The following is a 23,807-nucleotide window of genomic DNA, read 5'->3' on the forward strand; positions in this document are numbered from 1 at the left end:
TAAAGCCGGTTAAGAAAGCTCAGCACACGTATGCACTGCAGGTTTAATCAAAACACCATGACGGCTAGACCAGCTAGTCCTCGCTAACTCTTCGGCTTCACTGAAATGCTCACATCGTCCCTTTAGCAGATACACCATAGCTAAGGTCCCGATCACACTCGCACTTGCTATCTGCATCAGCTTTTCTGTGCTCTCTTGTTGCTCAAACCCAGACAGACAAACTTCATCACTTCCCGGGTTCGATAACCACACATCGGCAAGCAGTGCGGAGGCTTGCCCTGACTCCAACTGAATATGTGAAGTTAAGGTGTTGAGCCCGATAACCCCTTCTAACAGGGTAGGAATTGAAACTTTCTCCCTCCTCTGATTTTCTCCGATATGAGTAGAGACAATCGTCAACTCAGTCGTGATCCTTGGATTGACTTCGCTTTCACCCTGCACCCCTTTAAAAACTCCGACTCGCTCCTGAACCACGCTTTCATGTAGAGAACTTAGCCCGTAGTCACAGTCTTGATTAGCTGAGTGTCTGGCCATCAGCTTGGCTATCTCAGCGTGTAACTCGTCCAGGCCCGGATGAAAGTAGCTTCTCACGCTAATGGGAGCGTTACACGGATTTATGCAGCGTATCGCCGTCTGGAAAAGACTGCGCAAGCCAAGTTCTTGATGCAAATCTCGAAACTTAGCCACCAGAGGCGAGAAACTATCAGCACCGACATAGCAGATCCCCCCATGGTCCAACGCATCTTTGGCTTCATCCGCTGTCGATACGCTTGGGATATCCAAATCAGAGACAAAGGCGGCAATATGTTTGCGGTGACTCAGTGATTTTGGATCGCCATGAAGCAGTATCCGCTCACCTTGAGCGGCCAACACTTTGGCCGCCAACAATAGCCAGGGCAACAACTCACGCTTACCGGCATAACAGGGCCAATCTATTGTTGGTTTAACTTCACGCCACTGTTCACAGGTTGTAGACTTGATACCGATTGCGGCGCCGGCGACCTCTGTCGCACTCTCACCCCTAACCCGCATTAACATTAACGCCGCAGCCAGCTGTGCCTGGCTCCCTATGCCGGTATGAAAACCTGAGATAAGAAATATTGATTCTTTTAAGCTTAACGATCTGGCACCCTTCGCTCCACGGCCTAAGGCTTTTATCAATGCCTGATATGCTTGTTTCATACCGGTTTCCCGGCTTCCGCCAAGCGTCCAAGAGCAGGTTCAGCTCTTGTATCGCTAATGCTATCCATTAAACCGGATAGCTCTTTACCCACAGAGACCACTGCGCCAACAATAATTAACGTGGGCCCGGCAACCCCTATTTTTCTCGCCGTGTCGGCCATATTGCCTAAGTTGGTATAGGTTAATATTTGCTTGGCCCGTGCGCCATTACTGACAAATGCCACGGGAAGTTGAACATTCGCACCGGCATTCAACAAACCATGGGCTATCTTTGCTGCCTGCTCTTTGCCCATATAAAAGACTAAACTGGTTTGAGCCGACAGCAAAGATTGCCAGCACACAGCACTGTCATCAAAAACAGTGCCGGTCACCAGGGTCACAGATCTGGCCACCCCTCTGTGTGTCAACGGGATCCCCGCACTGGCGGCGCACCCAAGCGCTGCGGTCACACCAGGGATGAACTCACTGGCGAAGCCATTTCTGGCTAAAAACAGCGCTTCTTCACAACCTCGGCCAAAGACATTAGGATCCCCCCCTTTTAAGCGCACCACACTCAAGCCTCTAACGGCGCACCGTAGCAGGAGTTCATTGATATCATCCTGCTTCGCACTGGGCTGACCACAGCGCTTTCCGACAAAATGTAGCTCACACGCTTCGGGTGCCAAACTCAGAATGTCGTCACTGACCAGTGCGTCATAGACGATGACGTCGGCCGATGAAATTAACCGTGCCGCTTTAAGTGTCAGCAACTCGATGTCACCACAACCCGCACCGACGATAGCCAGCTTATAGGTGCGCTGCAACCGGGTTTCCGCCTTAGGTACACCAGTCAGTTCAAGGATTTCAGCAGTTTTCAAAACAGGCCTCCGCTAATGCATTCCCCTCATTCGCTGAACATTTAATACCAATCGGTATAAAGATTCATTCAGTCGACGAAAGTGTTATCTACAAGTTCGATAAAGGGAGTATTGCAACCGGTATACCAAAAGTTAAACAACTGTTTTATATCAACTAAAGAATCGAGAGAGGAAGGAGGCTAGATAGATTGAACAACAAAAGCGCATGCCTTTGCACCAAAACAGTACAGGCAGAATTTAAAATATCGACAAAAACAACAGAAGACAGAAGAGTTTTACCGGATCCCAGATACAAAAACGCCAGCTCCAGGCTGGCGTTTTAAATAATTTCCGTAGAAAACGACTTAAGTATATTACTTAAGTGTTGATTCTGCAGTACGGCCATCATCGTGACAGCTATCACAAGCTGGCTTGTCACCCACGTTCATGTCATGTGGAGCATGACAATCGGCACACATAAGGTTGCCTTCGTGTGGCTGATGAACGGCGTCCATCTCATCTAGAGTACCGTGACAGCTTTGACACTGTTCAAACTCATATGCACCATCTGCAGACGGCTCACCATCGGCATGACATGCTTCACAACCATCCATCTCAGCGTGCATCTCTGCAAGCTCTTGTGATTCAGCCATAGCCGCCGGAGATAAAGCCAAAGCGGCTAAACCAGCACCAAATAACGCACTTAAAATTTTCTTGCTCACTATAAATATCCTCTTTAAGAGACAACATAGTGGAGTTTTATTCTTGATCTAACCCCATCTTGCTATCAAAAGTCTTAGCACGACCTTGCATAAAATAGCTAAGGAACTGCAAAACCGCAACTTTTCTGCTTATAATACTTTAGCAAGTGCCCTCAGAAGAAAATGTGCGCTTAATCAAATAACTCCTTGCTTAATCAAACAATAAAGCCATTAAAGTGACCTTGATCACGCTATCACTATGCAATTCTGAATAATGTCAGTAAGCGTAACATTTCTATATCAGTGCACAGACTAATCAATAAATATGCAGTTATGGCCAAAGAAAACGGGAGCCAAGGCTCCCGTTTATTCTTTATTGGACAGGTTTTATGCCGGTCCTTATTGACTCAAGAATTAGCTCGCTCTCAATGCAGCGATGCGCTTTTCAAGAGGTGGGTGACTCATCATCATTTCGGCCATCGACTTTTTGCCGTTGATACCAAATGCGGCCATCTGAGCCGGCATCGCACCGGTTTCCGGGCCCTGACGTAGACGATCGAGTGCAGCAATCATCTTCTCTTTACTCGCCAGGCGAGCACCACCCTCATCGGCTTTAAACTCTCGAATACGGGAGAAGTAGGCTACGATCATAGACGCGAGAATACCAAATAGCATATCCAACACGAACACGACGCCCATGTAAGCAAACATCCCCAGGCCTTCACCCTCTTCATCGTTACTGGAAACGAAGTTGTTGATGATACCGGCAACGACACGTGCAGCGAAGATAACGAAGGTGTTAACTACGCCCTGAATTAAGGTCAGGGTCACCATATCACCGTTAGCGACATGGCTGACTTCATGGGCGAGGACACCTTCGATCTCATCCTGGCTCATGCCATATAGCAGACCACTACTCACAGCGACCAGCGAGTTATCTTTACTCGGGCCGGTAGCAAAAGCATTAAGCTCGGGAGATTGATAGATGGCCACTTCAGGCATCTTGATACCGGCTTGCTCCGCTTGACGGGCAACGGTTTCAACTAACCAACGCTCGGTGTTATCACGAGGTGTGGTAATAACCTCACAACCCATGGTTTTCTTCGCCATCCACTTTGAGATAGCCAAACTGATAAATGCGCCGCCAAAACCAAAAATAGCAGCAAACACGAGTAAGCCGCCCATGGTCGATGTATTAACCCCTAGAATCGACATCACGATAGAGGCCACGAGTAAGATTGCCATGTTCGTCGCAATCAATAAAAAAATACGCTTCATTTAAGCTCCTGTAGAGTACCTGAGTACCAGATTTTGCGTTCTTAAAGACATAATATGTCCAAAAAGCGAGAATTCAAGGGATGAAGAGTAAGAATATGTATAACTGAACAAATTCAACTCAATTCGGACTCACGACAAAACCATAAATTTAAAGAGTGTGCAGTCTAGGAGGCTTACATTAAGCTAATCTTAAAAATTTGAGCTCTACACTGGCAGCAGATGCAGATAGGCATTAATCTTTGTTAATATGACTTAAATTTAGCTAACAAGGGACTGAATATGACTATGAATGCCTTACTTCTCTCCAGCTCACGTGTTGGAGACACGCCGTATCTTGCCCACGCCATCCCCTTTATTAAGCCCTTGATCGCTGAGTTGGCGAACCAGATCGAACCGCAAAATCAAAAGTGGCTGTTTATCCCCTATGCAGGCGTCAGTATCAGCCACGACGCTTATCTGACAAGGGTGATATCCAGCTTAGGTGAGCTCAATATTGAAATAAGCGGGATCCATCAATATGAAGATCCCAGACAGGCGGTTCAGCAAGCCGATGGAATATTAGTTGGAGGGGGGAATACCTTCAATCTGCTGCATCAGCTGTACAGGCACGATCTCGTAAAACTCATAGCTAATCAGGTAAGTGAAGGTAAGCCATATATAGGTTGGAGTGCTGGCTCAAATATTGCCGGCCTAAGCATTCGAACCACCAATGATATGCCTATCGTTGAGCCAAGCTCCTTTAATAGCCTGGGGATACTCCCCTTTCAACTCAATCCACATTACACCAACTTCCAGGCCCCGGGTCACAATGGTGAGACTCGAGCGCAGCGATTACTCGAATTTACCTGTGTCGATCCTGTCACTCCCATCGTCGCCATTCAGGAGGGAACGGCATTATGGAGACAGGGAGACAAGCTATCCCTTATCGGCGACAAACAAGCCTTCCTGTTTTGCGGCCTGCAGCAGGAGATACCGATACCCATCGGTAGTGAGCTTTCCCACCTATTGATGCCTCATAAATGAATTAACCGGAAATAAAAAAGCGCATTCGGATGAATGCGCTTTAGAGGCTTTCTGAGTGGTTCAGAACCCGTTTAGTCTTTGTAGATCACAGTCGTCGACTCGAATGGAAGCGCCTCTAACACTTTCTTATGATCGGCATAATCGATGAAAGAGCGTGCATCGGTATTACAGATATCTGCTCCGCCATCATCACAGCTCGGCTCAGCGCCCTCATAGACGACACTGAATTTGCCGCTGGCCTCATCGAAGGTCAGATGATCGACCGCATAAGACTTGTAGTTATCGCCACTTATCACTATGTCGACACGATCGGTTGACTTAAGCTGTGCCTCACCCAAGGCATTCCAGCCGTCGTTACCGCTGGCATTGTAGTTATTAACGATAACGACATATTCACCCGAGTCCTGAATCACCTCCCAGCTAGGCTCGACTTCGGTGCCGGTATTTAACTCAAGCTGACTGATGTGGCCACTTTGCTGTTTCACATCTTCGGTGAAGGTATAACGCATGCCGCCCACATAAGGGAATTTACCGGCATGGCTGCCTTCGGGCAGTGTCGCATCTATGGTCGTGGTTAACAGATCTTTCAGCACCACACCGTTAATGGTCAAGACAGAAAGGTAGTTAGAAAACGGTAACATCTCAAGACTTGCATTACCTTCTCTGAACTCACCGGCATCGATATTGGTTCTGACACCACCGGCGCCGACAAGGCCAATTTGAACCGTCTTACCGGTGACCGACTTAACGCCTTCCTGGTTTGCCCAGTAAACCATGCCTTCACCGATAAGCGGTGCGACATCAGAGCCATGCATGTCGGTGCCCTTATCGCCCGGGCGGCGCTCATGAATGATATCTTCACTCACAGTAGCAACCACTTCACCATAAGCCTCTTCAACCGCCGGCTTATAGGTCGCGTCAATATGCGCTCGAAGAGCCACATCTTCGTCTACATCATCGATCTGAATGCTGGAGTCGATGAAGCTCTCAACCTTCTGATGGGCATCTCCGGTAAGCAGGCTACCAGGCTCACGCATGGCATCGCTGTAATAGGTTTCATTAGAGAGCAGCGTATTCTGCCCGTTACATGTCAGGAGTTCACCCTTATCATCGAAGCTTACACTCGCCTGACCTATGGCTTGTGCGTATTGTCCGGCCTGAACGATACAGGTCTTACCCACTGTATCTTTTTGAGTGACAAGCTGAGCATACTGACCATTATCACCATGTCCAAGCTCGGTAAAATCCCCCAGCAAGGTATGTGAGTGACCACCAACGATCACATCGATACCCGTTGTACCGGCCGCCAGCTCAACATCTCGGGCATTGCCGATATGGGACAAGACGATAACCTTGTTAACCCCTTTCTCTTTTAACTGATCGACCGTCTTTTGAGTGGTTTCAATCTCACTTGAGAATGTCGCCTCACCGGTACCTGTTGCAATCGTAGGCATATCTTCGAGTACTACACCGACGACGGCAACCACTTGCTCACTCGCCGTTGCATCGCTAATCGTAGCGATCTTACGTTTTACGGCACCGTTAAATGCGAACAGCTGATAGGGTAATAGGTTAGACAAGCCACTGAGTGCAGGATCGTTGTCTGCATTCATGTTATTGGCGAGCAGCGGGAAGTTTACCGCATCGATAAATGAAGCCAGCTTAGTGGTGTCCAGATCGAACTCATGGTTACCCAGAGCCATCGCATCTATGCCCATCTGTGATAGCAGATCGGCATTGGCCATACCGTCATTTAGTTTGAAATAAGCGGTTCCCTGCCAAGCGTCACCACCGTGCAGGAATAGCAAGGGTTCCTTAGCTTCTGCAGCATCTTCCTTTATGTCGTTGGCTGCCTCGAGCACTCTTGGGTAGCCACCAAACTCGTTAAATACAACGTCGCCCTCTTCTCCCATGGAAAAGCTGGATTTGACCGGATCGAAGTTGGAGTGAGTATCGTTGACATGTGCAATAGTGAGGCTAAACGCCGCATTATTATCATCGTCACTCGAACACGCAGATAATGCAGTAAGTAAAGCAACAGCTAATATCGTTTTCTGTAGTTTCATTGTTATTTCTTCTTTATTAAGACCCGAAATGAAAATATCAGAATAAAAAAGAGTGAGCCACAACAAAAAACCTTAACAACCAGCAACTTAATCACAATACCGATAACGAGAAACGCACAAGTCAAACCACAAATGATCAACCCTGTGCAACATATATAATATTTAGTATCAAAGAAATGATTTTTAAAATCAAAGAGAAATAAAAACAAATTTAATTATACTCAAAAGGCATATAAATGTTTTTCTTGTTTTTCTAATAAAGGAATTCAACCGCTGATTTGGTAACAATTAATTTATTCATTATTCACTAGCCATATCGCAAAAATGATAAATAGTTAACGAATTCTATCCAGCAAAGTCCATCACACTATAAGAATTCAACTTTTTACCTCATCAGTGTTAATAACATTAACAATCTAATGCGACGGAGGCATCACCGTATATGGTTGCAGAACTAGCAAAGGTATTACAGGGGTGAGCGCTATACAGTTAGCTTACTCCCAGATAGCAGAGTTCGATATGGCGTTGAATCCCTTCGATGAGCTCATATCAGAGAGTCGATATTCAGATAGCTTGCGGCCGTCTCTATGCTCAGTTCCTTCAGGTGAGGCACCACACCTAAACAGGGTCCACTCATCAATGACTGTAAGCTGGCCAGGTTCTCCTCAAGGCAACTGGTGTCGCCATCGACGATGTTGGCAATCCAGCCCCCCATCTCTAATCCATCGGCCTTTATTGCTTCCTGTGTGAGTACAGCATGATTCAAACAGCCAAGCTTAACTCCAACCACTAAGATAACAGGCACCGAAAGCTGCTGAACCACTTCAGAGAGAAAGTGCCCCTCACCTAAGGGTAAGCGCCAACCTCCCGCTCCCTCAATGATACATAGTTCACTGCCATTCAAGCCTTCCAGTGCACCACTCAATCGATTGAGTACCGACCCGGGGCCGATATCGACGCCAGTTTGGCTGGCGGCAATGTGGGGGGCAATCGCCGGCTCGAATGAAACGGGGTTAACCAAGGCATAATCGAGCTCGATAGTCGACTCTGCCATTAAACTCAGCGCATCACTGTTTCTAAGCCCATGTTCAGTTCTTTCACAGCCAGAAGCGATGGGCTTAAGTCCCAGAGTATGGCTCCCCATCTCTTTGGCCCGATTAAGCAGCGCAGCACTGATGAATGTTTTACCGCAATCGGTATCGGTCCCCGTGACAAAGTAGATCATGATTTACCTTTTATCTCTTTACTGCGCGAATGATTGCTATCTGATAGGTCAAGGGAATGCCTTGTGGCGTTCTTAACTTCTCCGCTTTCTCGAGGAGTTTCATCCAGTCACCCCGTCCGCGTATACCATGATTGACCATAGATTTAGACTGACTGCTCACCTTGGCATCGGCATGGATTGAAGCCCCGACCCCTTTGATGGAATAGAGTAGCTCCTTAAGATCATCGAAATAGACCGTCATCGACTCGAGCCTTGACGATTTTATTTGCCACTCTTGTGTATCGAACTGTGAGCTTATCTCAGACAAGGCGCGGAACGCATTAGCCCTGAAACCTAACTGAGTCAACTCAGCTAAGCTTCCCTGTGCCACCACGGCTAAATGATACTCTCCGGCTGGTCTGAGTACATTAGCTGTACTGTGAAAAGACTGTGCCAAATCATCACACCACTGTAGGGCTAAGTTAGAATAAACGCTGTCGATACTGCTTTTTGGCAGTGGAATCGTTTTAGCGTCGGCGCATACCGTCTCATAGTCAGGGAAATTTTTATTAAGCTGCTCAAGCATACCTGCGGCGATGTCTAACGCTATCACGGATGAGAGTTCTGTAAACTGACTGAAATCTGTACCCGGTCCCGCCCCGATATCGAGCAAGGCTCCGTTAGGACGCATACCGCTGAATAAGGCCTCACAGGAGAGTTTCTGCAAACAGTTATGCCTATGGTAGGTTTTGGCTGCAGCAGAAAACCGCTCGGCTACCACGCTCTCATCGATTGTCGGTTTTACCCCATGACTCACTACTTCGGGTTTCATCAAACTATATGCTCACTCTCATTCAACAATGATTGATTTTACTGTTGTACTTTCTCAGTCTTAACCAAGCGCCTGGGTTAAGGCGCTGACGAGCCTGTCTAACTCATCATGTGTGTGGATCGCAGTGATAGTTATCCTTAATCGGGCGCTCCCCTTAGGCACGGTTGGGGGACGTATCGCACCGACCCAGATCCCGGACTCATTTAACTGCTGAGCAACCCACACCGTTTTATCGACATCACCGATGATCAGCGGTTGAATGGGTGTTATCGATTCTGTCAGGCCTATGTTAGCTAACGAGCAAGCCCGTTTAAAGTAATGGATGTTATCGGCCAAGGTTAATGCCCGCTCATCGGATTCTTGTGTCAGCTCCACCGCCGCCAACGCGACACAGGCATTCGCCGGAGAAAGCGCCGTCGAGTAGATATAATCTCTGGCGTTAGACACTAAGAAGTCGATTAATGCCTGACTGCCCAGAATCGCAGCGCCCTGACAACCCAGGGCCTTGCCGAAGGTGACTACCTGTACATCGGCAAGCTCGGCGCTGGCGGGAACATAATTACCCAGGGCGGCCTGAATGCCGAAACCATGGGCGTCATCGACAATCAACCAGCTGTTATTTCGTTTGCAAGATGTTGATAGCGCCTCGAGGGGCGCCATATCACCATCCATACTGAATATGCTCTCGGTGATAACGGCTTGGGGGGAGTATTTAGCGATTAATCGATCGGCACTTTGAATATCGTTATGCAAAAAACGTTTAAATGTCGCCTCGCTGTCGGTTAACCCGTCGATAATCGAGGCATGAACCAACTTATCGGCAATCACGGTATCACCGCTACCGAACAAGGTTTTCATCAATGCAGAATTTGCACTGAAACCTGAGCAGAATAGCAGCCCCGCTTCGTGTCCGGTAATTTGGCAGAGCGTTTGCTCCAGGCGTACGTGCGCCTCACTGTAGCCCGTGACTAAAGGAGAGGAGCCACTGCCGACGCCATATCTCTTGGCACCGGTATTGAGTGAATCGAGCAGCCCTGACGCCTGAGAGAGTCCAAGATAATCATTGCTACTGAAATTAAGGTAGTGCCTGCCATTCAAGGAAAAGTCTACCGTCTCTCCCTCAATTGGCGTTAAGGCTTGTCTGCGCCTCAACAGGCCGGCATCGTTAAGCTGAGCCTGTTTGCTCCTAATCTTATCGGATAAAGAGTGTTTTTTAGCCTTAGACCCGGCGCTAACATCAGACACAATCACTTCAGCCCTTCTCGTTCAACAATAGTAACTAGAGTGCGCCTGCATCATAAAATGCACCGCTTTGCTTATCTTTAATGGCATTGGCCTTAGCACTCGCCTTAGCCATCACCTCTTTATCATCTTCGACGGTGGCATACTTGCCCTGCTCAGGATGCAGACCCAGACGCTTAAACAGGGTCATATCTTCATTCTCTTCCGGGTTATTGGTCGTGAGTAGCTTACAGCCATAGAAAATTGAGTTGGCACCGGCAAAGAAACACATGGCTTGCATCTCGTCGGTCATCTTCTCGCGACCCGCCGACAGACGTACCCGGGAGTGAGGCATAATAATTCGAGCCACGGCGATGGTGCGAACAAACTCGAGAGGGTCGAGATCGTCTAAATTCTCAAATGGCGTCCCCGCCACTTTAACTAACATATTGATCGGAACAGAATCCGGATGCTGCTCCATATTAGCCAGTTGCTGTAACAGACCCGCACGGTCACTCGCCTGCTCACCCATGCCGACGATCCCGCCGGAGCAGACCTTCATGCCTGCGGAGCGAACATTGGAAAGGGTATCCAACCTGTCCTGATAGGTGCGGGTCGTGATGATCTCACCGTAATACTCGGGGGAGGTATCTAAATTATGGTTGTAGTAATCGAGTCCGGCCTCGGCCAACTCTTCAGCTTGAGTGCCGGACAACATACCCAGTGTCATACAGGTTTCCATGCCCATCGCCTTCACTTCACTTACCATATCTTTCAGATAGGGCATATCGCGAGCGTGGGGGTTACGCCATGCTGCGCCCATACAGAAACGCGAGGCACCGGCAGCTTTGGCACTGCGGGCTTCGGTGAGCACCTTTTCAATCTCGATCAGGCGCTCTTTCTCGAGGCCTGTATCGTATCGGGCACTTTGAGGACAATATTTACAATCTTCCGGGCAAGCACCGGTTTTAATCGATAGCAGTCGGCTGATCTGCACTTCGTTAGGATCAAAAACCTGACGATGCAATGAATGCGCCTTAAACAGGAGATCATTCATAGGTAAAGCAAAGAGTGCTTCGATTTCATCATGTTTCCAATCGTGACGCAGCTGTATATCAGACATTTAACTTACCCTTCTTACTCAAGATATCTCTTTTTTATGTTGCCTAGGATACCTGTAGGTCGTAATCTGTCAACGCCAACCAGATAAACAGGTTTACTAACGGTTAAAATATGAACAAGACTAATTTACCAAAAAATCATGCTCAAACCTCATCTATCGACTTTGAATTTGATAAACAACATATCTGGCACCCCTATACCTCGATGACCCAGGCACTGCCGGCTTTCGGCGTCGTCTCGGCTCAGGGCTGCGAGCTCACACTCGACGACGGCAAGGTCTTAGTCGATGGCACCAGCTCATGGTGGGCCTGCGTACATGGTTACAGTCATCCGGCCATTCTCGATACCATGCAGCAGCAACTCGGCACCTTAAGTCATGTGATGTTCGGTGGGATCACCCACCAGCCAGCCATCGAGTTATCGAAGAAGCTCGTCGGGATAACTAGCCCCAAGCTGACAAAAGTCTTCCTGGCCGACTCGGGCTCCATCGCCGTTGAGGTGGCACTTAAGATGGCACTGCAATATTGGCAAGGCCGAAGCCAGAGTCAGAAGCAGCGCATCCTCACCGTCAAGTGTGGCTACCATGGTGATACCTTCGCCGCCATGAGTGTGTGCGACCCCGAAGGCGGCATGCACACTATGTTTGGCGACAGCGTCACCCAACATGAATTTGTCTCGGCGCCCCAAAGCAGATTTGACGAGCCTCTGTTAAGCCACGATCTCGATGAGATGCGCGCTAAGCTCATTTCACAGCACAGTGAAATCGCCGCCGTGATCATAGAACCAATTCTTCAGGGCGCCGGTGGCATGCGCTTCTACAGTCCTGAGTACCTTATCGGGCTGCGTAAACTCTGTGATGAATTCAATGTGTTACTTATTCTCGATGAGATAGCGACCGGCTTTGGCCGCACCGGAAAACTGTTTGCCTACGAGCATGCCGCTATTGATGGACAGTGCGTAGAAGCGGATATTCTCTGTCTGGGTAAGGCCCTGACGGGGGGCTATATCTCACTCGCCGTGACTATGTGCAGTGATGAGGTGGCGCAAGGGATAAGCGATTCACCGGCCGGCGTATTCATGCATGGACCTACGTTTATGGGCAATCCTCTGGCCTGCGCCGCCGCCTGTGCGAGTCTGGATCTTCTCGCCCAAGATGATTGGCAAGATCAAATCAAACAGATCGAACGCCAGATGAAGATAGAGCTCAAAGGCGCCATCGATTACCCGGAGGTCAAAGATGTGCGGGTGTTGGGCGCCATCGGTGTTATCGAGATGAACTCGACGGTGAACACCGCCGAGCTTCAGCAGGAGTTTGTCGACCTGGGCGTATGGATCAGGCCTTTTTCCAACCTCATCTATATCATGCCCCCTTTCGTTATCACCTCGGCAGAGCTCACTAAGCTGACATCGGCGATGAAACATGTTGCCAAAGGGATAACGGCGAGCAGCAAAGAGGCCGGCTTCATCAGCCATGGCTGATGGATAACAGCAGAGCCGGGTGACTGTCGTTACCTGGCTTTTTAAAAGAACAGTCCCCATCGAGATAGAACCTCATACCCCATTGATAAAATTAGGCCATCTGTAAAAAAGCCCAACCAAGATCACAATAAATTGGGTGTTAAAGGTTTTTTTGTGCATACGCACAAAAACAGGCCAGATAAAATCGGTAATTCCGTGACCAGACACGAAGCCAGATTGTGCATATCTCAGGATAATAGCCCAAGCCTGAAATACCTTAGGGAAAAGCGTGTGTGTTGAACTTGATTCAATGTTCCACTCTTGTCCCTACCTCATGGCCAATAACTAATAATACCCAATACAGGGACACCCTATGAGCCAAATTATCATTTTGTTGGCAGTGATTCTTTTCATTGTCATCGCTACATCAAAATTCAAACTACATCCATTTCTAACCTTAATCCTGGCGTCATTTATGACCGCCTTTGCCTACGGTCTGCCCAGCGCGAGTATCGCCAAAACCATTACCTCAGGTTTTGGCGGCATTCTGGGCTATATCGGTCTGGTCATTGTGCTAGGTACGATTATCGGTACGATTTTAGAGAAAAGCGGCGCCGCCATCACCATGGCTGATGTGGTGATTAAGGTGCTGGGAAAACGTTTCCCGACACTCACCATGTCTATCATCGGTTACCTGGTCTCTATCCCGGTATTTTGTGACTCGGGATTTGTGATCCTGAACTCACTTAAACAGTCGATGGCAAACCGCATGCAAGTATCCAGCGTCTCTATGAGTGTCGCACTGGCTACTGGTTTATACGCGACCCATACATTTGTGCCTCCAACACCCGGTCCTATTGCTGCGGCGGGTAACTTAGGCCTTGAGTCAAACTTAGGCTTGGTCATCTTCGTCGGTGTCTTTGTTGCGGCTATTGCTGCCTTAGCAGGAACATTGTGGGCAAACCGTTTCGCCAATACCGAACCCGATGGTGAAGGCGCAGAGGAACTTAAGAGTAACGTCGAAGATTTCGAAAAATTGAAGGAGACATACGGTGTACTACCGAGTGCTAAGCGCGCCTTTGCACCGATTTTCGTGCCAATTCTTCTCATCTGCCTAGGATCGATCGCCAACTTCCCAACCTCTCCTTTGGGTGATGGCATCTTGTTCGATGTCCTGGCTTTCTTAGGCCAACCCGTTAATGCCTTGATGATTGGTCTGTTCCTGTCGCTTTCATTGCTTAAGAGCAATGATAAGATCAAAGAGTTCAGTGAGCGTATCAGCCAGGGACTTGTCGTTGCCGCGCCAATCTTGTTGATCACAGGAGCCGGCGGTGCCTTCGGTGCAGTCCTTAAGGCAACGGATATTGGTACCTTCCTGGGAACTTCACTGTCGGCACTGGGTATCGGTATCTTTATGCCGTTTATCGTGGCTGCGGCGCTTAAATCGGCTCAAGGCTCGTCAACCGTTGCGCTTGTCGCGACCTCCGCACTGGTCGCACCTATGTTAGGCGATATCGGCCTTGCCAGTGATATGGGACGCGTCCTGACGGTAATGGCTATCGGCGCCGGTGCGATGACAGTATCACACGCCAATGACAGCTTCTTCTGGGTCGTGACTCAGTTCAGCCGCATGAGCGTTAAACAGGCGTACAAGGCACAAACTATGGCGACACTCATTCAGGGCCTGACGGCCATGACATTAGTGTATATTCTAAGCTTGGTACTCCTCTAACTCGTTTATTAGACATAACGCCGAGTTTCTGGATACCCGTTATGGGTATTCAGAAACGGCTTACATGACTCCCCCACTTTTTCGATATCAATAAAGAAGCTCGTGATAGGAACATCAATGAAAATAGTTATCGCCCCCGATTCATTTAAAGAGAGCCTGAGTGCGATGGAAGTGGCCAATGAAATTGAAGGCGGCTTCAAGTCGGTCATGCCTGACGCCGAATTCATCAAGGTGCCCGTTGCCGATGGCGGAGAGGGCACGGTGCAATCTATGGTGGACGCGACACAGGGAGAGATCATTGAACTTGAGGTTACCGGCCCCTTGGGTAACCGGGTCCGCGCTCACTATGGCATCTTAGGAGTTGGCATTCCTGTAGATGACATTTCAGATAACACCTCTCACTCTCGTAAGAGGACTGCCATTATCGAGATGGCCTCCGCCTCGGGTCTGCACCATGTCGGCGCCCAGCACAGAGATCCTGAGATAACCACCAGCTATGGAACGGGAGAGCTTATCTGTGATGCCCTCAACCGTGGCATTCAACGAATTTTAATCGGTTTAGGTGGCAGCGCCACTAACGATGGGGGTGCCGGTATGGCTCAGGCCCTCGGCATCCATCTTCTGGACGTTAATAATAAAGTGTTAAGTGTGGGCGGTGCAGCGCTAAGCAGACTACACAGCATAGATCTCACCGACCGCCACCCCTTGATTGAACAGTGCGAGTTTGAGGTCGCTTGCGACGTCAATAATCCGCTGTGTGGAGACACGGGAGCCTCGAGCGTTTTCGGGCCACAAAAAGGCGCCACGCCAGAGATGGTCGTCACCCTGGATAACGCGCTATCACAATATGCCGATGTGATTGTACAGTCCGGCATAACCGACAGACGACATAGCCCGGGAGCAGGCGCTGCAGGCGGCATGGGGCTCGGTGTAATGGCCTTTCTTAATGCGTCACTCAGACCCGGCATCGACATTGTCATGCAAACCGTCAACCTGGCCGAGAAGCTCAAAGGCGCCGACTTAGTGATCACAGGTGAGGGACGACTCGACAGCCAAACCCTACACGGTAAAACTCCTATGGGAGTCACGCGTCTCGCCAATGCACAAAATATCCCTGTCATCGCCATAGCAGGCTGTGTCAGTGATGATGCCAACGTACTTCTGCAACATGGAATGAAGGCCATTTTCTCTATCACACCAAGGGCGATGCCACTAGAAGATGTATTGGCCAATGCCAAGCATAATCTGTACACAAGTTCTCAAAATATAGCGGCCCTGTATGCCATGAACTTGTCAGATTAACCCCGGATAAAGCCAACTCCACGAATAAGTGGAAAACACTACCTATATAACCTCCCCTAGCAGAAGATGAAATGGATTTCACTTTTCCCCTTGATGCGCTATAAATCATAAAGTAAAGTGACTTCCCATTTTGGTATTCGGCATTCGATAGATACGTCTATAGAAAAGGCTCGCCAGGTAAGAGACGACACCCGCGATGACAGCAAGACAAGCAAAAGCTTCCGAAGAGGCGTTACTACGTATTTTCACTATCCCCGAAGCCCCAGGTTCAACCCTGAGCGTCATTGAACAAAATATCTCGCAAAACTTAATGGGATTCTTGCAAGAGAGCGTGGTTGCGGTCGAAAAGCCGTTAACCGAAATAGAACGCGACTTTCAGGAACATCAAATCCCCGCTGCCCCTAAGTTTGTCTCAGATTATGCCGATGAGATGATGAAAACCTTAGTGGCGCACTCGGTGCACACCTCGGCCCCCAGCTTCATCGGCCATATGACCTCGGCGCTGCCCTATTTTGTATTGCCTCTGTCCAAGATGATGGTGGGACTCAATCAAAACCTGGTTAAAATTGAAACCTCGAAGGCCTTTACGCCACTCGAACGTCAGGTTTTGGGCATGATGCATCACCTCATCTACGATGAGAATGAAACGTTTTACAATAGCTGGATGCACAGCGCAAACGTCTCCCTCGGCGCATTTTGCTCCGGCGGAACCGTAGCTAACATCACGGCCTTGTGGACTGCCCGTAACCAGCTATTAAAAGCCGATGGCGACTTTAAAGGCATCGCGGCTCAGGGGCTGATGAAGGGGTTACGCCATTATGGTTACAACGATTTAGCCATTCTCGTCTCCGAGCGTGGCCACTACTCTTTGGGTAAAACCGCCGATCTACTCGGTATTGGCCGGGAAAACATCATTCAAATACCCACATCCAATGACAACCGGGTGGATGTGGATAAGATGCGTGTCACGGCTAAGGCGCTTGAGCGTGACAATATTAAGGTCATGGCGATAGTGGGCGTAGCCGGCACCACAGAGACAGGTAATATCGACCCCTTAGATAAGCTGGCCACATTGGCAGAAGAGCTGGACTGTCACTTCCATGTCGATGCGGCTTGGGGCGGTGCATCCTTGCTATCCAAGAAATACCGTCACCTGCTTAAAGGGATAGAGCGCGCCGACTCGGTGACCATAGATGCCCACAAACAGATGTATGTGCCCATGGGCGCCGGCATGGTGATCTTCAAAGACCCCACCTTCGCCAATGCTATCAAGCATCACGCCGAGTACATTCTGCGTAAAGGCTCAAAAGATCTCGGTAGTCAGACTCTGGAGGGATCTCGTCCGGGTATGGCGATGTTAGTCCACGCCTGTTTGCAGATAATCGGGAGAGACGGCTATGAGATCCTGATCAATAACAGCCTGGAAAAAGCCCGTTATTTTGCCGAACTCATCAAGACGACAGATAATTTTGAACTGGTGTCAGAACCTGAGTTGTGTCTGCTGACCTATCGATATGTTCCTGAGTCGGTGCAAAAGGCTATGCAACAAGCAAGAACCGATGGCGATATTGAGCGATTATTGCAGTTTAATCGCCTGCTCGATGGATTAACTAAGTTTGTGCAGAAACGTCAACGTGAGCAAGGCACCTCCTTCGTCTCCCGTACCCGTATTAATCCTGAACACTGCCATGACATAGATGTCGATCTGAAATCCGTGGTATTTCGCGTCGTGCTGGCAAATCCATTGACGACCAATGAAATTCTACAACAGGTACTCGTCGAACAGACGCAGATCGCCTCGACAGATAAAAAATTCTTGCCCCAGTTGCTGGAACTGGCCGCTCATTGATACGCGTCGTAAATAAGTCTGGCACGCGCTGGATCACGTAAGAGAAACATGGGCACTAAATTTAGTTAAACATCTAGTTGAACAACTGGATAAACGACTGAATTTAGTGCCGAAATGAAGGATGTCTTTCAGCCCTATACATATTAAAATTACTGTTTTGACATCATATTATGACGCCGCTCAGACTGGTGGCTCGCAAACTCATTCCGACTTATCTCATCATCGCCATCTTTATCTATACCCGTAAATGAGCACATGTTTGTCTTTCCGTGCATGGGGCGATTCTCACTTGCTTTCATCGCCATTCGTGCATTACGGGTGGCCTCGAACTCCTCGGCGGTAATGAAGCCATTAGCATCATGGTCAAAAACGGCGAAAGGAATTGGCCCACGCGCAGGTAGCTCTTTGTGAAACTCTGTCTGTAAATCGGTCTGTAAACCTGTTGCCAGAACGTAGACAGGTATGACTGCACCGGCAAAAGCAGCAATCAAACCAAGAGGTATTGAACCCTTGATTATTTCCATGATTTATCTCCAAATGAATGTTCACCATCGGCAGTGTTTGTAACCGTATTGAAAACAGGGCTTATGATATTAACAAGCACTCCCGCCATGTTGTTTTTTTAACCAGGAAAAATATATCACCTTAAAATCGACATGGTAGTGACAAACATCTCGAATAGAGCAAAAACGAGTGTTACAGCAAACACTTAAATACAATAAATTTGCAGTAGAACCCTCGGTTCCAAAAGTGACGATATTTACGCCATTACGAATATAGGCGCTTGAATCAATATTCTCTATTTTCACTCCCAGCACCACAAAACAAGCAAACAAATGACATGTTTGATGGTTAAAAACTGAATGTATCACTAAAAAATCACCGGCTAACATACAGATAATATTAGCTTTAAATGATTAAATTTCGAATTACAACCAACCAGCATACAAATAACAAGTTCACACATCACAGATACAGATATCACTAATTGTGCAACCCGATACAGATCGATAGAATCCACTGCTTTTTTTATTTTCGCCAGTCATAACTGTGGGACGGAAACACAATGAAAATGACCATAAAGGTAAAACTCATTGCAACGGTTTGTGTTGCATTACTCGCCATCAGTGCTTTTTTTATCACCAACATGATAAGTACCGAAGTTGCGGTACTCGAAGAGCAGGAAAAAAACGTCACAGATAAGGTCGAGCTGCTCATTAACGATAAGTTGAAGGGCCAGGTAGACAGTATCACCCTGTCGATATCCGGGCTGTATGAGCAATCTAAAGTCACGAACATCAAATCGGCTTTACAAGCCGAGCTGACAACGTTCACCGACACCATCAAAAGCATCTACAACACTAGCGCCTCACATGAAGAAGCCGAAATAGCTGTTTATGCCTTCATCAACGGATATCGTTGGGATAATGGACGTTATATCTTCGCCTATGACGCCGACTCAATAGTAAATGTGGCCAATGGTGCTCATAAAAGCTACATAGGCAAAAATGAGAAGGATGCGACCGACAAGAAAGGCAATTACTACGGTCGTGATATTGTAAACGCGGCGAAACGACAGGAGGTTGGTTTTACCAGCTACTACTTCCTCAACGAGACATCGGGCAAGGTTGAGGAGAAGATCTCAGCCTCCTTCTATTTCAGGCCGATGAATCTGGTCATCGCCACCGGTGAATATGTCAGCACCTTGAAGCAGGACATGATTGACGAAGTACTTAAAAATATTACCGCCTCGAAATACGGTAAGAATGGTTACTTCTGGATCCAGGACAATCAAGGGAAAATCCTTGCCCATCCTAAGCAGGAGGTCGTCGGTAAAACGCTAAAGAGCACCAAACAATCCGTAGCCAGCCTCAGGGGGAAGGATGATGCCTTTGTACGCATGGAGTTTGAAAACCCGCAAACCGGACAGACGGAGCAGAAGATAGGTTATGTGCGCCGTATCCTGCCCGAATGGGGCTGGATTATAGGTACAGGGGCTTACCTGAATGATGTGACGGTGATCCAGGAAAGCTTGACCAATGCTACCGAAGAGATTTTTACCGAGAAGGTCACACAAAGCATCATCTTTGCTGCTGTACTCTTTATCTTTGCGTTATTGGCATCTGTATGGGTCGTCAGCCATATCATCAAAGAGCTGGTGATACTCAAAGATAGGATCGATACACTCTCAACAGGTGAAGCCGACCTGACCTCCCGCCTGGATATTCACTCCAATGATGAGGTGGGCGACATCAGCCAATCGGTCAATAACTTCATCGGTTACCTGCAGTCTATGATGTTGGAGATCTCTCAGGCCACGGTTCAGATCACCGAAGATATTTTGCAGCTTAACGCACAATCTGAGCGCAATAATGTCGCACTGAACACCCACTCCTCTGAGACTGAGCTGGCTGTTACCGCCATCACAGAAATGAGTTCAACTGCCGACACCGTAGCACAGAGCGCGGTTCAAACGGCGTCGAATACACAAAGCGCCAACGAAGAGGCTATGGCAGCGAAAGAGATCGTCTCCGATGCTTCCAGCAGTGTAATGGCACTAGTCAATGAGGTCGATGAAGCATCGACTCGCATCCATACCATGAATACCAATACTCAACAGATCGTATCAGTGCTTGGTGTGATTGGTGGCATTGCCGATCAAACCAACTTGCTGGCACTCAATGCAGCAATCGAGGCTGCCCGAGCCGGAGAACAGGGACGCGGCTTCGCTGTGGTCGCCGATGAAGTGCGTACTTTGGCGGCGCGAACTCAGGACAGCACCGCAGAGATTGACGTGATATTATCCCGTTTAACTCAAGATGCGGCCGGTGCCGTCGAAGTGATGGATGCAACGAAAAAGAGTTGCCAACAAGCGGCAGAAAAAACCTCCAGGGTCACCGAAAGCTTAGATATCATGTCTGACTCTGTAGTTCTGATTAACGATCTCAGTTCGCAGATAGCGACGGCATCCGAAGAGCAAAGCTCGGTCACCGAAGAGATCAACCGCAACATGTGTACCATTCAGGCAACGGTACAGGAGCTCACTCAAAACGGCGTAGAAGCCGCCGAGAGCACTCATAACCTGGCTGCGGCTAACGAGCAACTCACCGCGCTGGTGAGTAAGTTTAAACTGTCGTAAGGTTGCTAAAGCCCCTGTTGCACAGCCATCAGAGGTTCGCTCGTTGATAATAAATTCTAAAACAAAGACAAAGGAAGAGGTTTAAGCTTCTTCCTTTTTTATTACCTCCTCTCTTCTTTAAATATCCGCTATTTTGATACGCTAGCCTTTAGCTTAAGTACATAAAGTGAATCTTGCTTTGCCGCCGTCACCAGCAAGTATTGACCATCTTTTGAGAGCTGAAGTGACGAGACTCCTACCAGGAGATTAATGTCTTTGTTGTCACCGGCGGGTAAGCCTTTATTTACCAACTCAGTATCAAAGAGTTTTGATTCAAGGCTTAACCGACCGTCATTTTCTTTTCTCAACACGAGTACACCGCTATCAGCCTCACCGGCAGCGAAAACGCTCTGTCCATCCGGTGAAACAGCTAAACTGCCGGCACCTTTCAAGCCACCGCCGAGTTGATCGTTGGTCAGGATTTGGAACAGGGCATACTTTGCCGCATCTTCCCCTTTCCCGGTCCCAGAACCGGACACTTCTTCAATTCGATTAAGTACCACAATAGCGTCACTTCCCGAACAGGCGACATAGATAAAATGACCATCGGGCGAAAATCTAACGGCTTGTGGGTTAACCAGCTGAGGGATCCCCACATCCCCTCCTCTCAAGGTCTGACTTAACTCTAACTCACCATCCATTGTGCGGTTATATAGTGTCAGCATATGTTCATCAAAGCCTGTAATAGCCAGTAGAGTATTATCGGCTGACAGGGCGAGCGCTACGGCGCCACCTAACCCCGACTCCCCTCCCTCGACTCGATTAGGAACCACCTTGTCACCTGATACGTCAAATACCGAGAGCGCATTACTCTTATAACTGGCAATAAATAGCTGTTGGCCATCGCCGGAAACAACGACATCCCAAGCCCCTAGTAAACCTAGTGTATCTATAGCCCCAAAGGGCTCCGGGTCCTTAAAGATGCGTTCAATACTCAGCCCGTCACTCAGCCTGCGCTTGAACCTATATTGATGTTCTTCACCGCGCTCGAAGACCACCAGCGCACTGTCATAAAAGCTCACGGTAAACATCTTATTACCACTGGGAAGAAAAGCCACCTGCGAAGCGCCCTCCAGACCGGTAACGCCATAGCTATTGTTTCTAAATACCCGATTAAAACTCAAGGTGAAATCATCATCTATATCGAAGATAGCCAGTGAATTATCGTCACCGCTGGCAACGACAGCGTGAGTGCCATCGGGGGAGATTTTTACCGCTCTGGGGTTATCTAAGCCATCGATGCACGCTTCGTTATCAATCAATACCTGCACCATTGTCGTAGGAATTGTCGCAGTGAGCTTGCTATCTGAACTTGTACTATGAGAAGTGAGGGAGCAACCGAAAAGTGAGGCGCACACCAGCAAGGGCAAGAGGCGCTGTATTAACTTTATCAATGGCATAACCACATCTCCTTTCTGGTGATATCACAATCGATTCTATTCAATATTAGTCAATACCGTCCGAAAGGCTCTGTTACCCGATAAATCAATGACGTAACTCCGACGAAGGGAGCATACACCTCAGTTTCGACTGCCATACTCGGCTTCCATCAACTCGATATAGTCATGCATCTCCTGACCGGGCGTCAGGCCGAAATGACGCCCCAGTGGAGTCAAGTCGGCTATCCGGTCTACCCTGAAGTTTCGAAAATCGTTTCGCAGTTCACACCAGGCAAGCAGGGTCCATAATCCTTTCCAGAAATAGATGGCCAGAGGACGTAACTCCCGCCGGGTCACCGCTTCCTTAGCATCTTTATAATCCATCTGCAGGTACTCCCGCTCTCTGGAGGTTTTGCGAAGCAGATCCAAGAATTCAAATTCATCACTGTCGATATAGAAGTCGGGGGCAAACATCAAAGATTGATATTCCTGCAACCGCGTCGGCAACACGGCCTCCACTTTAATCATCGCCTGTCTGGCTGCGCTGGCTAACTCTTTTCCGCCCCGCGCCTGCACCATACGCATCCCGACTTGTATCGCTTCGAGCTCGACCTCATTAAACATCAGAGGAGGAACACTCACCTCTTGGCGCAACAGATATCCCACACCCACCTCTCCTTCGATGGGAATACCGCTCAGACACAAGTCTTGTACGTCACGGTAAATGGTCCGTGTCGATACCTCTAATCGCTCTGCCAACTCCTTGGCGGTCGTGAGCCTTCGATGTCTTAATATTTGTACAATTTGAAATAATCTATCGGCGCGGCGCATTGTCATCCTTTAGCATCTATACGTTCTCATCTTCCCAAACAAGAGAGCCAAGTTCAATCTGAGATTAAACCCGGCTCGCAACGTCTGTCATTTGCAGAGACAATGAATAGCTTAAGGCTCTCCACACAATATTGGTGCGAGAACCACTCTTGGCTAGCGGTTAATACCGATGTAAATATCCACTCCATTGGTATCCGGGTAAACTTCATAATCGGTCAGATAATTACGTTGATGCCGACACTCGGGTGAGCTGAAGTATCGCCAGATCTCTGTCCATTGCTCAACCACACAATCCGGCATTTTCCCACTGCCGCTGAACTTCAGATAATCCCCTTCGGCTAAGCGGATATCACATATATCATCCGATTCCGCCTGGGTTCCAACCAGCACAGAATAATCTCCATTCATATCTGACTGATAATCATGGTAGACGCCATACATAGGTTTACCTTGTGTTAAATGGCCGTCATTCTCGGCAAAGTACTGCTGCCATAACGGGCCAATTCTGGCGGTTTCAGCTTCTGTTTCTGCGGCATTATTGGTCCGGGTGATGAGCCCTGATAGCCCCTGGGCGCTTTTGTGAATACGTTCCATCGATTATGTTTCCCTGTTT

At 48.4% G+C, this 23,807-nt stretch carries 19 protein-coding genes; 6 read left to right on the top strand and 13 right to left on the bottom strand.

All coding sequences use genetic code 11. The annotated features are described in order from the left end of the window. Nucleotides 1-9: 9 nt before the first annotated feature. The 4 genes from SSED_RS14480 to htpX form a co-directional block, all read right to left on the bottom strand. Nucleotides 10-1,182, bottom strand: a complete 1,173-nt coding sequence (locus tag SSED_RS14480) for a glycosyl transferase (protein ID WP_012143104.1) — start codon at nucleotides 1,180-1,182, stop codon at nucleotides 10-12. After that, nucleotides 1,179-2,039 carry a uroporphyrinogen-III C-methyltransferase gene (gene cobA, locus SSED_RS14485; RefSeq protein WP_012143105.1) on the bottom strand — a complete coding sequence of 287 codons (861 nt, stop codon included), beginning with the start codon at nucleotides 2,037-2,039 and terminating at the stop codon, nucleotides 1,179-1,181. Before cobA ends, SSED_RS14480 begins: the two co-directional genes overlap by 4 nt. A gap of 353 nt (nucleotides 2,040-2,392) precedes the next feature. Then, complete coding sequence (gene cctA, locus SSED_RS14490) at nucleotides 2,393-2,740, bottom strand: tetraheme c-type cytochrome CctA (protein WP_012143106.1); 348 nt, start codon at nucleotides 2,738-2,740, stop codon at nucleotides 2,393-2,395. Between the two features lie 393 nt (nucleotides 2,741-3,133). After that, a complete protein-coding gene (gene htpX, locus SSED_RS14495; protein ID WP_012143107.1) occupies nucleotides 3,134-3,997 on the bottom strand; it encodes a protease HtpX in 864 nt (287 codons plus the stop codon). A gap of 279 nt (nucleotides 3,998-4,276) precedes the next feature. Here htpX and pepE point away from each other — a divergent pair, with 279 nt between their 5' ends. Continuing rightward, complete coding sequence (gene pepE, locus SSED_RS14500; protein ID WP_012143108.1) at nucleotides 4,277-5,020, top strand: dipeptidase PepE; 744 nt, start codon at nucleotides 4,277-4,279, stop codon at nucleotides 5,018-5,020. Nucleotides 5,021-5,091: 71 nt separating this feature from the next. Here the strand turns inward: pepE and SSED_RS14505 are convergent, their stop codons facing one another. From SSED_RS14505 to bioB, 5 genes are all read right to left on the bottom strand, one after another. Next, nucleotides 5,092-7,086, bottom strand: a complete 1,995-nt coding sequence (locus tag SSED_RS14505) for a bifunctional metallophosphatase/5'-nucleotidase (RefSeq protein ID WP_012143109.1) — start codon at nucleotides 7,084-7,086, stop codon at nucleotides 5,092-5,094. Between the two features lie 544 nt (nucleotides 7,087-7,630). Continuing rightward, complete coding sequence (gene bioD / locus SSED_RS14510) at nucleotides 7,631-8,311, bottom strand: dethiobiotin synthase (protein ID WP_012143110.1); 681 nt, start codon at nucleotides 8,309-8,311, stop codon at nucleotides 7,631-7,633. A 10-nt stretch (nucleotides 8,312-8,321) separates the two neighbouring features. Beyond that, entirely contained in the window at nucleotides 8,322-9,122 is an 801-nt protein-coding gene (locus SSED_RS14515; RefSeq protein ID WP_012143111.1) for a methyltransferase domain-containing protein, read from the bottom strand. Between the two features lie 60 nt (nucleotides 9,123-9,182). After that, the gene (locus tag SSED_RS14520) at nucleotides 9,183-10,373 is read right to left on the bottom strand and encodes an 8-amino-7-oxononanoate synthase (protein WP_012143112.1); all 1,191 of its coding nucleotides are present in this window, start codon (nucleotides 10,371-10,373) and stop codon (nucleotides 9,183-9,185) included. Between the two features lie 28 nt (nucleotides 10,374-10,401). Further along, nucleotides 10,402-11,466 carry a biotin synthase BioB gene (gene bioB, locus SSED_RS14525; protein WP_012143113.1) on the bottom strand — a complete coding sequence of 355 codons (1,065 nt, stop codon included), beginning with the start codon at nucleotides 11,464-11,466 and terminating at the stop codon, nucleotides 10,402-10,404. A 110-nt stretch (nucleotides 11,467-11,576) separates the two neighbouring features. On the opposite strand from bioB, the gene bioA reads away from it, so the two are divergent. From bioA to panP, 4 genes are all read left to right on the top strand, one after another. Then, a complete protein-coding gene (gene bioA, locus SSED_RS14530; protein ID WP_012143114.1) occupies nucleotides 11,577-12,944 on the top strand; it encodes an adenosylmethionine--8-amino-7-oxononanoate transaminase in 1,368 nt (455 codons plus the stop codon). 352 nt (nucleotides 12,945-13,296) lie between these two features. Continuing rightward, nucleotides 13,297-14,655 carry a GntP family permease gene (locus SSED_RS14535; protein ID WP_012143115.1) on the top strand — a complete coding sequence of 453 codons (1,359 nt, stop codon included), beginning with the start codon at nucleotides 13,297-13,299 and terminating at the stop codon, nucleotides 14,653-14,655. A gap of 117 nt (nucleotides 14,656-14,772) precedes the next feature. Further along, the gene (locus SSED_RS14540) at nucleotides 14,773-15,957 is read left to right on the top strand and encodes a glycerate kinase (RefSeq protein WP_012143116.1); all 1,185 of its coding nucleotides are present in this window, start codon (nucleotides 14,773-14,775) and stop codon (nucleotides 15,955-15,957) included. Nucleotides 15,958-16,153: 196 nt separating this feature from the next. After that, entirely contained in the window at nucleotides 16,154-17,806 is a 1,653-nt protein-coding gene (panP, locus tag SSED_RS14545) for a pyridoxal-dependent aspartate 1-decarboxylase PanP (RefSeq protein WP_012143117.1), read from the top strand. Nucleotides 17,807-17,955: 149 nt separating this feature from the next. Here the strand turns inward: panP and SSED_RS23680 are convergent, their stop codons facing one another. Continuing rightward, complete coding sequence (locus SSED_RS23680; protein ID WP_012143118.1) at nucleotides 17,956-18,330, bottom strand: EF-hand domain-containing protein; 375 nt, start codon at nucleotides 18,328-18,330, stop codon at nucleotides 17,956-17,958. Nucleotides 18,331-18,872: 542 nt separating this feature from the next. On the opposite strand from SSED_RS23680, the gene SSED_RS14555 reads away from it, so the two are divergent. Beyond that, the gene (locus SSED_RS14555) at nucleotides 18,873-20,945 is read left to right on the top strand and encodes a methyl-accepting chemotaxis protein (RefSeq protein ID WP_012143120.1); all 2,073 of its coding nucleotides are present in this window, start codon (nucleotides 18,873-18,875) and stop codon (nucleotides 20,943-20,945) included. A gap of 128 nt (nucleotides 20,946-21,073) precedes the next feature. On the opposite strand, the gene SSED_RS14560 is transcribed toward SSED_RS14555, so the two are convergent. The 3 genes from SSED_RS14560 to SSED_RS14570 all read right to left on the bottom strand — a co-directional run bounded on the left by SSED_RS14560 (nucleotide 21,074) and on the right by SSED_RS14570 (nucleotide 23,788). After that, nucleotides 21,074-22,384, bottom strand: coding sequence for a WD40 repeat domain-containing protein (locus tag SSED_RS14560; RefSeq protein WP_012143121.1), 1,311 nt, complete (start codon nucleotides 22,382-22,384; stop codon nucleotides 21,074-21,076). A 120-nt stretch (nucleotides 22,385-22,504) separates the two neighbouring features. Then, nucleotides 22,505-23,194 carry a helix-turn-helix transcriptional regulator gene (locus SSED_RS14565; RefSeq protein ID WP_012143122.1) on the bottom strand — a complete coding sequence of 230 codons (690 nt, stop codon included), beginning with the start codon at nucleotides 23,192-23,194 and terminating at the stop codon, nucleotides 22,505-22,507. A gap of 153 nt (nucleotides 23,195-23,347) precedes the next feature. After that, complete coding sequence (locus SSED_RS14570) at nucleotides 23,348-23,788, bottom strand: GyrI-like domain-containing protein (RefSeq protein WP_012143123.1); 441 nt, start codon at nucleotides 23,786-23,788, stop codon at nucleotides 23,348-23,350. Nucleotides 23,789-23,807: the final 19 nt, after the last annotated feature.

This window comes from Shewanella sediminis HAW-EB3, from assembly GCF_000018025.1.
GTDB lineage: Bacteria > Pseudomonadota > Gammaproteobacteria > Enterobacterales > Shewanellaceae > Shewanella > Shewanella sediminis.

Excerpts from the sequence above, each read along its gene's own strand:
- SSED_RS14480 (WP_012143104.1), bottom strand. The coding sequence starts at position 1,182 with ATGAAACAAGCATATCAGGCATTGATAAAAGCCTTAGGCCGTGGAGCG.
- htpX (WP_012143107.1), bottom strand. The coding sequence starts at position 3,997 with ATGAAGCGTATTTTTTTATTGATTGCGACGAACATGGCAATCTTACTC.
- pepE (WP_012143108.1), top strand. The coding sequence starts at position 4,277 with ATGACTATGAATGCCTTACTTCTCTCCAGCTCACGTGTTGGAGACACG.
- SSED_RS14505 (WP_012143109.1), bottom strand. The coding sequence starts at position 7,086 with ATGAAACTACAGAAAACGATATTAGCTGTTGCTTTACTTACTGCATTA.
- bioD (WP_012143110.1), bottom strand. The coding sequence starts at position 8,311 with ATGATCTACTTTGTCACGGGGACCGATACCGATTGCGGTAAAACATTC.
- SSED_RS14515 (WP_012143111.1), bottom strand. The coding sequence starts at position 9,122 with ATGAAACCCGAAGTAGTGAGTCATGGGGTAAAACCGACAATCGATGAG.
- bioB (WP_012143113.1), bottom strand. The coding sequence starts at position 11,466 with ATGTCTGATATACAGCTGCGTCACGATTGGAAACATGATGAAATCGAA.
- bioA (WP_012143114.1), top strand. The coding sequence starts at position 11,577 with ATGAACAAGACTAATTTACCAAAAAATCATGCTCAAACCTCATCTATC.
- SSED_RS14535 (WP_012143115.1), top strand. The coding sequence starts at position 13,297 with ATGAGCCAAATTATCATTTTGTTGGCAGTGATTCTTTTCATTGTCATC.
- SSED_RS14540 (WP_012143116.1), top strand. The coding sequence starts at position 14,773 with ATGAAAATAGTTATCGCCCCCGATTCATTTAAAGAGAGCCTGAGTGCG.
- panP (WP_012143117.1), top strand. The coding sequence starts at position 16,154 with ATGACAGCAAGACAAGCAAAAGCTTCCGAAGAGGCGTTACTACGTATT.
- SSED_RS23680 (WP_012143118.1), bottom strand. The coding sequence starts at position 18,330 with ATGGAAATAATCAAGGGTTCAATACCTCTTGGTTTGATTGCTGCTTTT.
- SSED_RS14555 (WP_012143120.1), top strand. The coding sequence starts at position 18,873 with ATGAAAATGACCATAAAGGTAAAACTCATTGCAACGGTTTGTGTTGCA.
- SSED_RS14560 (WP_012143121.1), bottom strand. The coding sequence starts at position 22,384 with ATGCCATTGATAAAGTTAATACAGCGCCTCTTGCCCTTGCTGGTGTGC.
- SSED_RS14565 (WP_012143122.1), bottom strand. The coding sequence starts at position 23,194 with ATGCGCCGCGCCGATAGATTATTTCAAATTGTACAAATATTAAGACAT.
- SSED_RS14570 (WP_012143123.1), bottom strand. The coding sequence starts at position 23,788 with ATGGAACGTATTCACAAAAGCGCCCAGGGGCTATCAGGGCTCATCACC.